Origin of the sequence: Coleofasciculus sp. LEGE 07092 (genome assembly GCF_015207375.1) — a bacterium.
GTDB lineage: Bacteria > Cyanobacteriota > Cyanobacteriia > Cyanobacteriales > Coleofasciculaceae > LEGE-07092.
Genome location: NZ_JADEWY010000148.1, coordinates 1 through 14,592 on the forward strand (window position 1 = coordinate 1; position 14,592 = coordinate 14,592).

Here is a 14,592-nt window from a genome sequence, read left to right on the forward strand (position 1 = left end):
TTACACAACAAGCAATGGCCCAAATCGAAGAGCAGATTTACCGCTTACCAACTTTGAAAAAATGGTTCGTTGAAATCTTTTGTCGAAGTGACTAAAGTTTTGGATCATTTTTTAGTTGGAATACTCTAAGTCTGCTACCAAACGACTCATCTGATTGGTAGCAGAAGCGATCGCTGTTAACTTCTCGACATCTGCTGGATGAATGCGTTCTGGATGCGTCTGCATCACCTCTACCGAAGTTTTGATTGCCGTCAGGGGACTACGCAACTCATGGGAGGCATCTGCTGTAAACTGCTTTAACTGCCTAAAACTTCGCTCAATAGGCTTCAGGGATTGCTTAGTTAGCCACATACCGCCAACTCCCATCAAACCCAACGCAATCATTCCCCCCAAGCTCAATCCCCAGCGCAGACGAGTCAGGATAGCTTCCATCGATGCTGTGGACTCGCTAGCGCGGACGTACCCTTCTAACTGTCGCCTATGATGGCTGTAACTGTAGGCTGGAATGGTCAGAGTGCGAATCTGCCCCTGTTGTATCGTCTGAAAACCTACTGCAATTGGCATCGTCGGGGCAAGGGTTCCAGATATTGCCAACCGCTTTTGGTTAGCCTCAAACCATTCCACACTTTGATCGGGTTTGCCTAAATTCTGCCAAGGAATATCAAGATCGCCGTCTTCATCCAATGAGCGGTAGGCTGTTTTGGTAACAGCACCGTTATCCTGCTTAATCGCCACCAAACTATGAGCAGCAGCTTGGGCTAACGTGACTAAACGATTATCCAATTGGTGATAGAGACTGCGGGTAAAAAACTGATACACCACCCCATCGGATATTATCCGAATCGCCACCATCACCAGCAAGTAAGAACCCAACAAACGCCAGCGCAAGGCTTGAAACTGTGGACTAACAACGTTTTTAGTTTTAGGCTTGCCATTCATCCTTTGAACTAATCACTAATTTTGTTTGAGCCGATAACCCAACCCATAAACCGTCTGGATTAAATCGGGCGGCGCTCCGGCTATTCTCAGTTTCTTCCGCAAATCCTTAATATGAACCTTAACGGCATCCTCTCCTGGCGGATCATCAAACGACCAAAGGCGATCCAAAATAATGCTACGGCTCAAGACACGATTACTATTTCGCAGGAATAATTCTAGTAGAGCATACTCCTTAGGCGTTAGGTGCAACGGTTGCCCTGCATAGGTAACTTCACAGCTACTTGGATTGAGACTCAGCCGTTCCCATTCTAAAATTGGCGGTATTGTGGAACTCCCCCGGCGCAACAAGGCACGAATGCGAGCGGTTAATTCTGGCAAATCAAATGGTTTAACCACATAATCATCCGCACCAGCATCTAACCCCATTACCTTATCACTGCTGGTGTCTTTGGCTGTGAGCATCAGTACGGGCGTCATCTTACCGGAGCGACGCAACCGCTGACAAAGACTAATCCCATCCAGTTTTGGTAGCATAATATCTATCGCTCTTTGAAAAAAAATCACCCCTTGATTCCGCTTAAAAAAACATTACGAAAAATACTTGTTTTGTATGATATGAAGAGGGCAAAGATGGCTATAGAGATCAGAAAAAACCAACCTGAGGCAAAAGAATTCAACCAACACCAGCAAGTAACACAAATACTGAGCTTGGTAACGCTTAAAATTCGTCAATCTTTAAAGTTGGACGAAATACTTCAAACCACTGTTACAGAAGTGCAACATTTGCTTCAGGCAGACCGAGTTTTAATCTTTCGGCTTTCATCAGATGGTACTGGAAGTGCCGTGACAGAGGAAGTTGTCCCTGAGTGGTCTGCCATTCTCGGAAAGAGGTTTAAACCTGAGGTATTTCCCCAGGAGTATCATCAATTGTATGCTAGGGGACGAATTCGGGCGATTGATGATGTCAAAAACGCTGACATTGCCCCTTGCCTGGTTGAATTTCTGCAACAGTTTGGGGTGAAGGCGAAAGTCGTGGTGCCAATTCTTCACAAGGAAAACCTCTGGGGTTTGCTAGTTGCTCATCAGTGCGCCAGCCCACGACAGTGGTCGAGTTTTGAGATTAAACTTTTGCAACAACTGGCTGATCAACTTAGCATTGCCCTAGCCCAAGCTCACTATCAAGAACACTTAGAAGAATTAGTAACAGAGCGCACGGCTGAACTCACACAGACTTTAGAGCAGCTTCACCAGGAAATAACCGAGCGCCAAAAAGCCGAAGAACTTCTCTACCTACGCGAACAACAATTCAGAGCCTTAGTAGAAAATTCACCGGACTTGATAGCGCGGTTTGATACCCAATTCCGACACGTCTACGTCAATCCAGCCGTCGAAAAAAACACGGGAATTCCTAAACAAACATTTATCGGCAAAACCAATCAGGAGTTGGGAATGCCACAGGATCTAGTTGCTTATTGGCACGAGACTCTCTCTGAGGTATTAATGACTAAGGGTGAACGAACGATTGAATTTGACTTTGCTGCACCCAACGGCAGAAAGTCTTATCAATCTCGCATTGTTCCAGAGTTTGCATCTGACGGAACAATCGCGTCTTTGTTAAGCGTCACCCATGACATTAGCGAACGCAAGCAGACGGTTGAGGAACTACAGCGAAGCGAAACCAGATTTCGAGAACTCGCCCAACGGGAAGCAATTCTCAACCAACTTGCCAGTCAGATTCGTCGCTCCCTCGACCTCAATACTATTCTAGAAACGGCGGTTCACGAAATTCGCAACTTCCTGCAAATTGATCGCTGTTTCTTCCTTTGGTACAGACCCGACTCAGAAAAACCGGTTTGGGAGGTGGTTCAGGAAGCCAAAGCGGAAACCTTTCCCAGCCTTATCGGTTACTCGGTTCCTGTTACCGCCTTTGGTCCGATTACAACCCGCGTTTTTAACAAGGAAATTACTCGTGTAGATAGTGCCAGGTTATTAACCGATCCCGCAGAGCAACGATTTTTCTTCAGTATCGGTTATACGGCTCTGTTGGCACTGCCAATTCACACCCCATCTGGTCAAATTGGTGTGGTTAGCTGCGGTCATTCTAGCGGTTCGCGTCCTTGGCGGAAAGAAGAAGTCGGATTACTCCAAGCCGTCGCCGATCAATTAGCGATCGCTATCGAACAATCTCAATTATTGCATCAAAGCCGCCATGCCGCTCAAGCAGCGCGAGAGCAAGCCACCCAACTCGAACAAGCTTTCCGTGAACTCCAACAGACTCAAACCCAACTGATTCAGAGCGAAAAAATGTCAAGTTTGGGACAGCTCGTAGCTGGGGTTGCTCATGAAATTAACAACCCGATTAACTTCATTTACGGCAATCTCACCCACGTCAACCAATACACTCTTAACTTACTCAGCCTGATTAAACTCTATCAAGACTACTACTCTAAAAATATACCTGAAATTCAAGTAGCTGAACAGGAAATTGACTTAGAGTTTATCCAAGAAGATTTACCCAAAATTTTGTCATCTATGAAAATTGGGGTAGAGCGCATCCGCCATATTGTCTTGTCATTGCGTAACTTCTCGCGGGTAGACAAAGGCGAGATGAAATGGGTAGACATTCATGAAGAAATAGAGAATACATTTCAGGTTATCTCTCACCGCCTAAAATCAAAAGATCCAGAAGTTCCCGATATTCAAATTCTAAAAGATTACGACAATTTACCTAAAATAGAGTGCTATGGCAGACAACTCAATCAAGTTTTCATGAATATCCTCTCGAATGCGATTGATGCCATAGAGGAGTACAGGAGAGAAATTTCTCCAGAAGCTACTAAAAGCTATCATGGAACTATTTTTATTTGTACAGAGATTGTGCCTGAGTCCAATCAAGTCATTCTGCTGATCGGCGACAATGGCATCGGTATGACACCGGACGTATGCCGTCGGTTATTTGATCCGTTCTTTACCACGAAACCTGTTGGTTCTGGAACGGGTTTGGGAATGTCTATTAGCTACAAAGTTATTGTTGATGAACACGGCGGTCAATTACAGTGTATCTCTGCACCGAGTCTGGGTACAGCGTTTTTAATTCATCTCCCTATTCGGACGGAGTTAGGGTCAAAAGCTTTATAAGTAGATCGGCACAATTAAACTTAACGGGTGAGGATCGTCATTTGTCCTTAGTCAGGGTGAAAGGCATCTTTACATTTGGCAACATAGTTCGGTTTATTCCCACCTACCTACTTAGGGGCTAACAAAAGAGCCAATCTGATATGCTAAATATGCAGTACTAAACGTAAAACTAGAGAAACACCTTATCCGGTGCCAAGCATTTGTTCTGTACAACTTCCTCTATGCAAAAAACTCGTTTCACTACTCTTATTGATAGTAGTCAAAAAAAGATTTGGCAGTGGTTGCGCCTTTCTTGGCAGTGGTTATCTTGTTTAATCATTAGTGCGCTATTGGGTTTTTTTTGTGCAACAATCATTACCGGCACACTTGCCCAAGTTGGTGAATGGGACATATTAGGTGCTGGAGCTACGTTTCTGTTCGCGGAAATCGTTAGCTGGAGTGTTTATAGTCGTAACTTACAACAGCTCCAGGTTCGTTCGGGTTCTCCCAAGCCTTTAATATTCTTTTTAATGGAAGTCCTGAACTCGTTTAAACTTGGCTTGACTTTTAACCTCTTTTTGGAGGCATTCAGAATTGCCTCGTAATCCTTTTTAGTCAAGGTAATTTATAGCTGGCAACCCGCATCATCAGTTCCCCCTCTCTAGGATTGCGGCTGAAGATGAATGCTCCCTCCTCAGTTTCGCCACTGGCGAGAAAGTCAATATGCTGTTCGCCGTCTTCTTCAACCTCGCCGTTGATACGCAGTTCAGCAATCACTTGAACTAACTCAGCCGTTTGCCCCCCCGTATTCGTAACCGTAAACGGCACGTAGAACTGCCCGGAAGCTTGGCGAATCTCAGATTCAGATGTCACCGACAACACAGGGGGACGCTCTTTTTGGGTAAACCATTGGTAAATAACTAGTCCAACAATAGCAGTCAGAATGGACAACGCAATGCCAAAGCTGATCCACTCAGCAGGCGATCGCTGCGGCTTTTGTTCAACTTGAGGGACTGATTCATCGGTATCGTTCATATAGCAAGGCGTCCTGCCGCGCCGCCGATTGTTGCGGGAAGCCCCAGAACGATACTGTAACTCAACCACATTGTCCAAGGGTCGCTAAAACTCAGCTTCTGGAAAAATAACAACATCAATACAGTCGCAAAAAGAGAGACTAGATAGGAAATAACAGTCTCACTTAAAGGGCGCTGGAAAAGCCCTTGTTGTTGTCGGCGTTTTTCCTGAGTCGTAAAGCCAGCCTCAAAGACGATGCCATAGGAAATTAAGAGTGATGCAATGATAATAGCGAAAAGCCACGGGGGTGATGCAGAGGCAGTTAACATGGGAACTTCGTCAGTCGGGGCAATGTTAAAGGCAATAATCATTGCACCAATTAACGTAGCACCGATATCGGCAAGGGTACCGTCCGCTGTTGGTTGGTTTCTCTGATAAGTTGGAACAGCATGGTTATGGGAATTTTGATCATTTGACGACGACCAGCGATCGCCGCTTAAAACAGCATGAGCCAAAGCTCCCCCCAAGGAAAAGGGGACGCTTTCCAGGATTAGCTTACCTAACGCTTCGTTTAACGGCGTTCCCAGTTGAATTTCATGCAACAAAACCAATATCACGGTAGCGCAGATGATCGCAATTGCCAGAGTCACAACACTATCCATTAATGTATCGAGGAAATCTTCTCTAGGAGTTTGGCGAAAACCCTCAACCCGATTGAGAAGGAAAACTACCACAAAGCTAATGACAAGGATGCCCAACATTACACGTGGAGAGGTTTGAGAGCCAATCCACCAGACTTCCATCGTATACAACAGTGGAATTCCAAACAAGAAGCCACCGGACGCGGCACGAATAATATCATCTCGTTCTTTTGAACAGGTACTGGGGCGCTGGCGTTGGCGAGTACGTTTGACCATACCGATGAATTATGAAGACGTAGTATGCTACGTCTCTACAGGGTTTAAAATCTTATACTAATTTTCATTCCTTTTAATAAACCCCCTAGATACCTCATCCATGGGAGTATAGGTGGGGAATAAAGCGGGGCGGGGTAGTTTACTTTCACTTTCACAACTTGGGAATGCTCAATTACTTATTTCGATTAGGGAAATCTCTCAGCTTGTTGCTTTTGTTAGTAGACGTGCAGCTAGCTGTCCGGCAAAAGGCGGTGGCGGAGCAAGTTCCTGCACTGACGGCAGTAGAGGAAGTGTCAGAGGCTTCTGGGAAACTTTGCCCTACTAATTTGCCGCAAGCTATTGAAGCGATCGCTAATCGCGCCGAATTCCGTTACTCTCGTTGGGGTATCTTAATCCAACCCTTATTTTCTAACACGACTCTCTACAGCCACGATGCCGATCGCTACTTTATCCCGGCATCGAATGTAAAATTGCTCACCACTGCTGCGGCTTTATACCGATTGGGTTCTGACTTTCGGATTCGGACATCCGTTTACGGTGCGGATACGGGTGCTGATATCACAACGCTGCGGGTAATAGGGCGCGGTGATCCTAGCTTGAGCGACGAACAATTGAAAGACTTGGCACAACAGCTCAAAAGTCATGGAATTCGTCGAGTTGAACAGCTTATTGTAGACGATAGTTACTTCAGCGAACCTACCATTAACCCCTCCTGGGAATGGGAAGACATCAATGCATACTATGGCACGGCTGTCAATAGCTCGATTCTCAATCAAAATGCGGCATTACTGACTTTATCGCCCCAACAAATAGGACGCCCTCTGAATGTTACTTGGGCAGATCCTGTCGCGGGGAGGCAGTGGCAGTTGGAAAATAATACAGTTACCTCTAATACCTCTGAGACAGGCTCGTCAGAGTCTGTTGAGATTTCTGGCGTTTTTGGAAAACCCCTATTGCGAATTCAAGGTCAATTAGGGGTGGATGCTGAACCGATGCTTACGGCTGTTGCGATTCCCGATCCCACAGACTATTTTTTACAGCACGTTCGCAATGCTCTAGCTGCTGAAGAAATTGTAGTAGTACGGGCGTCTGTAGTATCTGATTTTAATTCTAATGGCGAACCGGAATTGGCAGTTGTGGAATCGCCAACCCTTGCCACTCTTTTAATGGAAACCAATCAGCAGAGTAATAATTTATATGCTGAGGCGTTATTGCGATCGCTCGGTGCTGCGCAACCCGTTGCTGGAGAATCTACAGCAGAGGCAGGATTGCAACAGGTTAAAGCTATTTTAACGGAGTTAGGGGTTGACCCCGAAGGCTACGTTTTAGCAGATGGTTCTGGGTTATCTCGTCACAATCTGGTGAGTCCAACCACCCTCGTGCAAACGCTTCAGGCAATGGCAAAAACACCAGTAGCAGATGTCTACAGAGCCTCTTTATCGGTTTCTGGTGTAAGTGGTACTCTCCAACGGCGCTTTAAGAATACATCGGCTCAAGGTATCGTACAAGCGAAAACTGGAACGATGAGTGGTGTTTCAACTCTTTCTGGGTATGTGAAAGTTCCAGGTTATCAACCGTTGGTTTTTAGCATTATGGTAAATCAATCAAACCAGCCAGTTACGACGATTCGTCAGGCAATGGATGAAATTGTGGTGCTGCTGACTCGTCTGCGATCGTGCTGACCTTAACTGACATCTTGCACAGTTCGGCTGATGCTCACGGACGTTCGGCAAGCGATCGCTCTATTGCCCATGAGGTTTTACTTTCATCCGTTGACTGCGATTTTTATTTTCCCAGAGTGACAGAAGAGGGGTATAGCGTTTCCTCAGACTCCGACGCTCCAACTCTGATACGGTCTTCTGGGGTTTTTGTAAAATCCTCAGAATAGTCTCTCTTTTCACATCTAGCACCGATTTGCTCATAAACTTCATAAGGTTTATCGGGGTCAGGAGGTTGACATCTTGGATCGGGTGTTGGTATCCACTGAAAGTAGCTATTCATCTCCATGTCATAAACAGACAAAAAAAGCAATCCCGAGCCGAGGAACAGCCATAAAGCAAAAGGATATGCTGTTTTTAGCTCTGGATTCTTTTGCCAGAATCGCCAGTCTCCTCTCCCTTTTTTGAGGTCTTTTGAGCGATTGACTCTTGATGGTGGCTGCATTTAGTTGTATTTTATTGAGTTGTGCAGGTTTTAAAGTTGGTTTTTGTAGACTTGGTTTGTGTATCGTGGGTGCTCTAGTTTGTTAGCGTAGAATTGCTTTCTTAGGAATGCTCCCGTGAAACTGCGATGTATTACTGACTTCTCAAATTTTAGTTCTTTTGTTACAGCACTTATTTAAAGTTTCGGTAAAGAAAGTTTTACTTGATAAAGCCGGAAATCTTAAAGCCAATTTTAATTTAATGGGTCTAATGTCCCCAATACCAAAAACCCCGCTTCACAGACGGGGTGTTATCGTTCCTAAAATTTTCCCAAGCGATTAGTCGCGTAGAAGTCGTGATATTCCACGTAAAAATTGCCACTTCGGACTTCTCTGCGAATGGGTTTACCCGTCCAGATTTCTACAGAAACCCAATCGCCGCCTTGTTTGAGTTGGAAATTTTGTCCTACTGGTACTAGGTCATCAAAGATAATTGACCAGTGTGGCGGCGAAATTTCCCAAGCTTGAGGCGGTATTCTGCCTTCCTGTTTACGACCACGATCATAAATGGGAATAATGGCTTGGGGACTGAAAATTACCCGCGTTACGATTGGGTTGACACATCGACCCTCAGTGCGAACAAACTCAATAACACTATCCCAGTCGTAAAGAGGTTGCCTGTCGCCGACTTCCCAATCATCTTCAGCGATGCAAATGGCTCCCATCAACCATACCAACTTTGACATAATTCGCACGACACGCGGGCGATCGCGCAAGAGCACCTCGATTTCAGAGGGCATCAATCCCCGCATCTTAGGTGTCCTCCTAGGAGTCCACAGCTCCAATGATAGACTTTGATCGATAGAGACAGTAGTCAGAGTCAGATTGGGTGTTGCTTGCCTCGGTAGCAAGGCTTTAAGAAGTTCGGATTGGATAAAATCCGACATCGAACGGTGTTGGGTAAGCATATCTCTTGGCAATAACCAAAGTATCTACTAAGCTAGAAAGTTTTCTATTTAGCTAAAAAAGCCTGACTATTGGTCTTTTATAAGACAGACCAATGACGAGAATTTTAGTATGAAGGATATCGCGGTAGCGTTAAGCGATCGCTAGATTGTAAGAAATGTGATCTTTCTGGCCTGAGTTTGTAATGTAAATCACATACAGGCAGAACAGTAGGGCACCAAGCCCTAGTCCTATTTAATTCTGTGGCGATGCGGATTTGGTATAAACTGATAACTTGCACCAGGCGGGTTTTCGGGTTTACTGACAATGGTGCAAGATGTGAGTATAAACAGAATAAAGAGCTACTGTTAGATAGTAGCTCCCTACTCCCTACCTAAACCATAGAGATTCTTTTACCAGGAAGAAAATAAACAGTTTTTCTGACTCCAGAGATTAATAACCCGCTTCCTCCTCATATTCAGGAGTTTTTGTTTTTTCTGGAATGTTAACTCGTGGCGCTTTGTAAGGTTCGGGTTCTACCTTATCCTCCCAAGCATCCCCCTCAACTTCATAATCGACATACTCTTCTCGGTAATCTTTGTCATAAGGCTCCGGTTCAACATAGACAGGCTCCTGATACCGACGAGGGGACTGAGACGTATCAGTCCATTCATCACCCCAGTTATCCTCTTCGAGTTGGGCTTCAGCGTACATAGGCTCTGCTATTTGTCGCCGTAGGGGTTCAGGTTCGGGTTCTTGCCAATCGTCATCCCAAGTTTCTTCAACCGGGGTAGCCGTTTGGATGGGTTGAGCTACGGGTGTACGAATGGGAATACCCGTTCCCAATTGATTTTCCGGTCGGGCGGCAGGGATGTAGTATCCTTCCTCTTCTTCTCGTTCCCATGGGGGTCTACCAACACCGAGGCGTTCTAAAAGACCAACGGTTAGCTGAACCAGTCGTTCTTGCGCTCCTTCAAAGACAATCAATCGGTCTGGTCCACTGCTAACAATTTCTTCAATCGGCAGCTCATAGGTACTGAGAACCTGGTCAGGAATTTGGGGCAACCCTATCGAGGCAATAATAAGGGACGCCACCGTACCGTCTTCAACATTAAACTTAAAGCCCCGCACCCGACCCAACAGTTCACCCGTCTCGGTGATGACTTCGCTGTTAATCAAGCTACTGTAGGCATCAACGTCAACATCTTCAACAACGTCTTCATCTTCAACCAGAATGACATCGCCAATTTGTTGAACACTGCTCAGGAGCATATATCGTGGCAACCCAGCAATCGAGAGCAGGTTGTCTCGCAAACCTAGTGCGACAACCTCGCGTCGGTCTATATCTACTAAGAGCTCCTTGACGACCCCAAGGCGCTTACCGTTATTGCGAGTAATCACCTGAGTATTTAAAATATCGGAGCGTTGACGAATTAGTTCAGTTGTCATTATGTCTCGCAATCCTGATCTCGACTCCTGCTGGAATAGGTATTAATAATATTCAACTCTAATAATCAAAATTAATCTACCGAATCGCGCTTCGTAGATTGTAACTTCAATCCTAGGACTTGAGTATAGGCTCCCCTGGTTTGGGTAACACCGATAGGGCGTTCAGATGACTCAATTATGGGTCGGCGCAAACTCACAACAATAAATTGAGCAAGCATTGCCTGTTGTTTGACCATTCTAGCTAATCGCTCGACATTTGCCCCATCGAGGAACATATCTACTTCATCAAAAGCGTAGAATGGCGAAGGGCGATAGCGTTGTAGGGCAAAGATAAAGCTCAAGGCAGTCAGGGATTTTTCACCCTGGACATAAATTTGAGAAAGATTCCCATTATCTTAGCACTTCAGGACTTATAGCAGTGGACACATATCTTAGGACAAACTCTGGTAGAGACGTTCCGCCGGAACGTCTCTACTAAATTCATATATGTCCTAACCGTCTTGGCAGGACAATTTGCATGGCGTTGGGTCAGAGGAGCATTGATTTTATTGTAGGCGATCGCATTACGGGAGAGGTGGGGCAAAATTTGTGGCTTTGTATTTCCCAAACTCCCAGCAAAATAAGCGAACGGTGAGCAATAAGTTGCTTTTTCCAAAGAACCCTATTTTATGAATTACAGCTTCAATCCTAGGACTTGAGTATAAGCTCCCCTGGCTTGGGTAACACCAATAGTACGTTCGGAAGACTCAATCATGGGTCGGCGCAAACTCACAACAATAAATTGAGCAAGCATCGCCTCTTGTTTGATCATTCTAGCTAATCGCTCGACATTTGCCCCATCAAGGAACATATCCACTTCATCAAAAGCATAGAATGGCGAAGGGCGATAACGTTGTAAGGCAAAGATAAAACTCAAGGCAGTCAGAGATTTTTCACCCCCTGACATAGACGCTAACCGCTGCACGGGCTTACCTTTGGGGTGAGCTACCAGATTTAGCCCGCCGTTAAAGGGATCTTCAGGATCATCTAACTGTAGGTAGCCATCTCCATCGGAAAGTTCAGCAAAGATGGTTTGGAAATTTTCATTAATCGCATCAAAAGCTTCTTTGAAGGCACGGAATCTCAGGGTGGTAAAGTTCTCGACTCTGAGCAAAAGTTCAGTGCGCTCGGCTTCCAGAGTTGCTAGTTTCTCTGATAGTTCTTGTAGGCGAGTTTGAGTACGGTCGTATTCTTCTAAGGCTAGCATATTGACGGGTTCCATTGCCTGAAGGCGTTTTTGACTGTTTCGTATTTCTTTTTGCAGTTGTTCAAGTTGAGCAGCGATTGGAAAATGGGGAATGGGCGATTCTTGTGAAACGTTGCGTTCAGAGTCTTCCAAGTTTTCCTTCCCTACTAGTAGCGGAACTTCGGGTAGGGGATCGGGGAGTTCGGCTTGTTGGCTTTCGATCTGCGTTTGTAAGGTAGCGAGTTCCTGGCGTCGGGTTGACTGGGTTTCCCGAAGCTTTTGTCGTTGCCAAGATAGTTGCTGCTGCTTTAAATGCTGTTCTCGCAGGTGTTGTTCGGCGCGATCGCGTTCTTGTTTGGTTTGCCCCAATCGCTGTTCGAGTTGGGTTAATGCTGCTTGGGTTTGGGCAATTTGCTCACTTAGTACCAAAAGCTGGTTGGCAATTTCCGCTTGCTGTTGTGAGATAGACTGCTGTTGGGTTTGATAGTCGCCTATCCGCTGGTGAGCTTCGGTAATTTTCTCAGTGGTGCGCTGCTGCTGGTTGTCCAAATCTTGGAGTTGTTTCTCAGCCTCTCGGAGCGCAGATTCGCGATCGCTCAATTGAGCTTCTCTAGTTTTGATGATACTTTGAATGTGCTGCCACTCACTAGGAGTTTGAGACTCCTCCAGTTGGGCAAGTTGTTGACGCAATTCTTGCAGTTGGGCTTCTTGAGCAGGAAGCTCGCGATTTAAGATTTGCAGGCGTTCAGTGGCAGCGCTTAGTTCTTGAGTATTTTTAGCAAAAAGCGATCGCACTTGTTCCTGTTGAGCCGTCAGATTCTGAATGTCTTTGTGCAACTGTTCTAGCCGCAACTGAGTCTCCGAGCGCTTCGCCCTAGCATCGGTTAGCTCTTGAGTCTCTTGTTTTGCCACCACCGTTCCCTGTTGGAGCAATTCATCGCAGCGATTTAAAATCTGCTCGATTTCCTGAAGACGGTTTCTCAATCCCGTCATTTCCGACGATTCTACATCATCACTTGTGCCAAAATGCAACCCAGAACGGTAGCTGCTACTCCCGCCAGTCATAGCACCACTACTTTCTAAGATTTCCCCGTCTAAGGTAACGATACGGCACTGACCGAGATGAGGACGGGCAGCATTAAGGGTTTCAAAGACTACTGTATTACCGAAAACGTAGGCGAAGATAGTCTTGTAGCGAGGTTCACAGTCAATCAAGTTAACGGCGTAATCAACAAAACCTGTTGCGTAGCGCAGGGCAACGATGGGAGACAAGCGGGGCGGCTGAATTTTATTGAGGGGTAAGAATGTGGAGCGACCGGCGCGTTTTTGTTTGAGTAGCTCAATGCCAGCGGCTGCTACGCCGTCATTTTCTACGACCAAATTGCCTAAGCGTCCGCCAGCAGCAGTCTCTAGGGCAAGTTGGTAGCGGGGTTCAACGTAACCGAGTTGGGCGACTAACCCACAAACCCCTGATATGCCTGCCTGGAGAATAACTTTGGTGGCGTAGGTGCCTTGGGCTTCTTGCTGTGCCTGGTTTTGAGCTTCGAGTTTATCGAGCTGGCGTTGTTTTTCTCGTTGTTCTGATAAGAGTCGGGTTTGGGTTTGCCGTTGGATTTGCAGTTCTTGTTCGGTGGCGGCTAGGGATTGGGCGAGGGATTGAATGTGTTGAGATAATGCGGTTAATTGACCGTTTAAATCAGCCCCTTGAGTTTGTTTGGTGGCAAGTTCTGGCTCTAAGCTTTGCAGGAGTTGGGTTTGCTCTTCGGTTTGGCGACTTAGCTGGTTGTGGCGTTCTTGGAGTTGGGCTTGTTCGGTACGTTGGGGGTTAAGGATTTGCAGTAAGGTTTCGATTTGTCGGGTGAGGGCGGTTTGTTGCTGCACCCAGGTTTCAGATGCAGAAGCGATCGCATTTGCCTGTTCTCGGCTTTCGTTGAGGGCAGTTTGCGCGTTATCCCGTGCGGCACGTAGAGACGCGAGTTCTTGGGTTTCGACAAGGTGTTTTTGTGCGATTAAGTGTTGGAGGTGCTGCTCTTGGTTTTGAATGTCTTGGCGAGTTTTTTGCAGGATTGCATTGGTTTCTTGCAAGCGATCGCTTAGTTCCTGTTGCCGAGTTTGCAACTGCCGTCGTTCAGCTTCCTGGGTTGCCAGGGTTGATGCCACGGCTACTTGTTCTTCTTCGCCCAACGCTTTGACGCGGGTGTTGAGTTCGTCGAGTTGAGTAGTGGCTTGAGCGATTTGAGCGTCTAAGGTTGTGAGTTGGGAGGTAAGCTGGGTTTTTTCCCGTTCGGCTGCTTCAATTTTGCCATTGAGTTGAGATGCTTGTGCCTGGAGCGATCGCCATTTCAGAACGGCTTCCCATTGTTGCTTTTCTTGGAGTTCTGCTCTGAGTTTTTGGTATTTCTCAGCTTTGAGTCGGTCAGTAGCGAGGCGATCGCGTTGAGCAACGAGTTCTTTTTCGATGATCCGGCAACGGTCTTCTCGCTCTTTAACCTGGTTGAGAGTTTCTCTGGTCTGATTAATTTTACGATCAAAGGAGGCAACACCGGCTAGCTCATCAATGATCTGCCGTCGCTCCTTTGAGTTCATGGAAATGATACTGGTAACATCCCCTTGCAGCACCACGTTGTAGCCTTCTGGATAAACCCGCAGGCGATTGAGTTGTTCGTGCAGTTCCGTTAGGGTGCAGGATTCGCCATTGATGTAATAGGTCGAAGTGTAGGTGTCTTGCTTGGTAACTCGCAGTCGTCGGGTGACTCTCCATTCTGTCGATTTGGGATTTTGAATTTTAGATTTTGGACTATCTTGCTCCCCTGCTTCCCCAGCTCCTCCGTTCCCCTGACCCCCAG

At 46.2% G+C, this 14,592-nt stretch carries 10 protein-coding genes and 2 pseudogenes; 4 read left to right on the forward strand and 8 right to left on the reverse strand.

Translation table 11 applies throughout. The features are described 5' to 3' along the window. Positions 1 to 111 precede the first annotated feature (111 nt). Both IQ257_RS25380 and IQ257_RS25385 read right to left on the reverse strand, forming a co-directional pair. Positions 112 to 939, reverse strand: a complete 828-nt coding sequence (locus tag IQ257_RS25380) for a histidine kinase dimerization/phospho-acceptor domain-containing protein (protein ID WP_193879323.1) — start codon at positions 937 to 939, stop codon at positions 112 to 114. A gap of 15 nt (positions 940 to 954) precedes the next feature. Further along, positions 955 to 1,482: pseudogene (locus IQ257_RS25385) on the reverse strand (response regulator transcription factor); the annotation flags it as partial. Between the two features lie 87 nt (positions 1,483 to 1,569). On the opposite strand from IQ257_RS25385, the gene IQ257_RS25390 reads away from it, so the two are divergent. Continuing rightward, positions 1,570 to 4,077: a GAF domain-containing protein gene (locus IQ257_RS25390; protein WP_193879328.1), complete on the forward strand. Its 2,508-nt coding sequence runs from the start codon at positions 1,570 to 1,572 to the stop codon at positions 4,075 to 4,077. Positions 4,078 to 4,298: 221 nt separating this feature from the next. Beyond that, on the forward strand, positions 4,299 to 4,661 hold the full coding sequence (locus tag IQ257_RS25395; RefSeq protein WP_193879331.1) for a DUF565 domain-containing protein: 363 nt from the start codon (positions 4,299 to 4,301) through the stop codon (positions 4,659 to 4,661). A 10-nt stretch (positions 4,662 to 4,671) separates the two neighbouring features. On the opposite strand, the gene IQ257_RS25400 is transcribed toward IQ257_RS25395, so the two are convergent. After that, a complete protein-coding gene (locus IQ257_RS25400) occupies positions 4,672 to 5,091 on the reverse strand; it encodes a TIGR02588 family protein (protein ID WP_193879333.1) in 420 nt (139 codons plus the stop codon). Further along, entirely contained in the window at positions 5,088 to 5,987 is a 900-nt protein-coding gene (locus IQ257_RS25405) for a TIGR02587 family membrane protein (RefSeq protein WP_193879336.1), read from the reverse strand. Before IQ257_RS25405 ends, IQ257_RS25400 begins: the two co-directional genes overlap by 4 nt. A 164-nt stretch (positions 5,988 to 6,151) precedes the next feature. On the opposite strand from IQ257_RS25405, the gene dacB reads away from it, so the two are divergent. After that, complete coding sequence (dacB, locus tag IQ257_RS25410) at positions 6,152 to 7,669, forward strand: D-alanyl-D-alanine carboxypeptidase/D-alanyl-D-alanine-endopeptidase (protein ID WP_193879339.1); 1,518 nt, start codon at positions 6,152 to 6,154, stop codon at positions 7,667 to 7,669. Then, entirely contained in the window at positions 7,663 to 7,875 is a 213-nt protein-coding gene (locus IQ257_RS25415) for a hypothetical protein (RefSeq protein WP_193933300.1), read from the forward strand. Before dacB ends, IQ257_RS25415 begins: the two co-directional genes overlap by 7 nt. Before the next feature lie 572 nt (positions 7,876 to 8,447). On the opposite strand, the gene IQ257_RS25420 is transcribed toward IQ257_RS25415, so the two are convergent. The 4 genes and pseudogenes from IQ257_RS25420 to smc all read right to left on the reverse strand — a co-directional run. Beyond that, positions 8,448 to 9,095, reverse strand: coding sequence for a hypothetical protein (locus tag IQ257_RS25420; RefSeq protein WP_193879345.1), 648 nt, complete (start codon positions 9,093 to 9,095; stop codon positions 8,448 to 8,450). A 430-nt stretch (positions 9,096 to 9,525) separates the two neighbouring features. Continuing rightward, a complete protein-coding gene (locus IQ257_RS25425; RefSeq protein ID WP_193879348.1) occupies positions 9,526 to 10,521 on the reverse strand; it encodes a PRC-barrel domain-containing protein in 996 nt (331 codons plus the stop codon). 71 nt (positions 10,522 to 10,592) lie between these two features. Next, positions 10,593 to 10,883 (reverse strand): annotated as a pseudogene (locus IQ257_RS25430) (hypothetical protein); the annotation flags it as partial. A 311-nt stretch (positions 10,884 to 11,194) separates the two neighbouring features. Further along, a partial coding sequence (smc, locus tag IQ257_RS25435) for a chromosome segregation protein SMC (RefSeq protein WP_193933302.1) occupies positions 11,195 to 14,592 on the reverse strand: 3,398 nt, incomplete at its 5' end.

Coding starts and splice junctions, on each gene's coding strand:
- IQ257_RS25380 (WP_193879323.1), bottom strand. CDS start 939: ATGAATGGCAAGCCTAAAACTAAAAACGTTGTTAGTCCACAGTTTCAA.
- IQ257_RS25390 (WP_193879328.1), top strand. CDS start 1,570: ATGGCTATAGAGATCAGAAAAAACCAACCTGAGGCAAAAGAATTCAAC.
- IQ257_RS25395 (WP_193879331.1), top strand. CDS start 4,299: ATGCAAAAAACTCGTTTCACTACTCTTATTGATAGTAGTCAAAAAAAG.
- IQ257_RS25400 (WP_193879333.1), bottom strand. CDS start 5,091: ATGAACGATACCGATGAATCAGTCCCTCAAGTTGAACAAAAGCCGCAG.
- IQ257_RS25405 (WP_193879336.1), bottom strand. CDS start 5,987: ATGGTCAAACGTACTCGCCAACGCCAGCGCCCCAGTACCTGTTCAAAA.
- dacB (WP_193879339.1), top strand. CDS start 6,152: ATGCTCAATTACTTATTTCGATTAGGGAAATCTCTCAGCTTGTTGCTT.
- IQ257_RS25420 (WP_193879345.1), bottom strand. CDS start 9,095: ATGCTTACCCAACACCGTTCGATGTCGGATTTTATCCAATCCGAACTT.
- IQ257_RS25425 (WP_193879348.1), bottom strand. CDS start 10,521: ATGACAACTGAACTAATTCGTCAACGCTCCGATATTTTAAATACTCAG.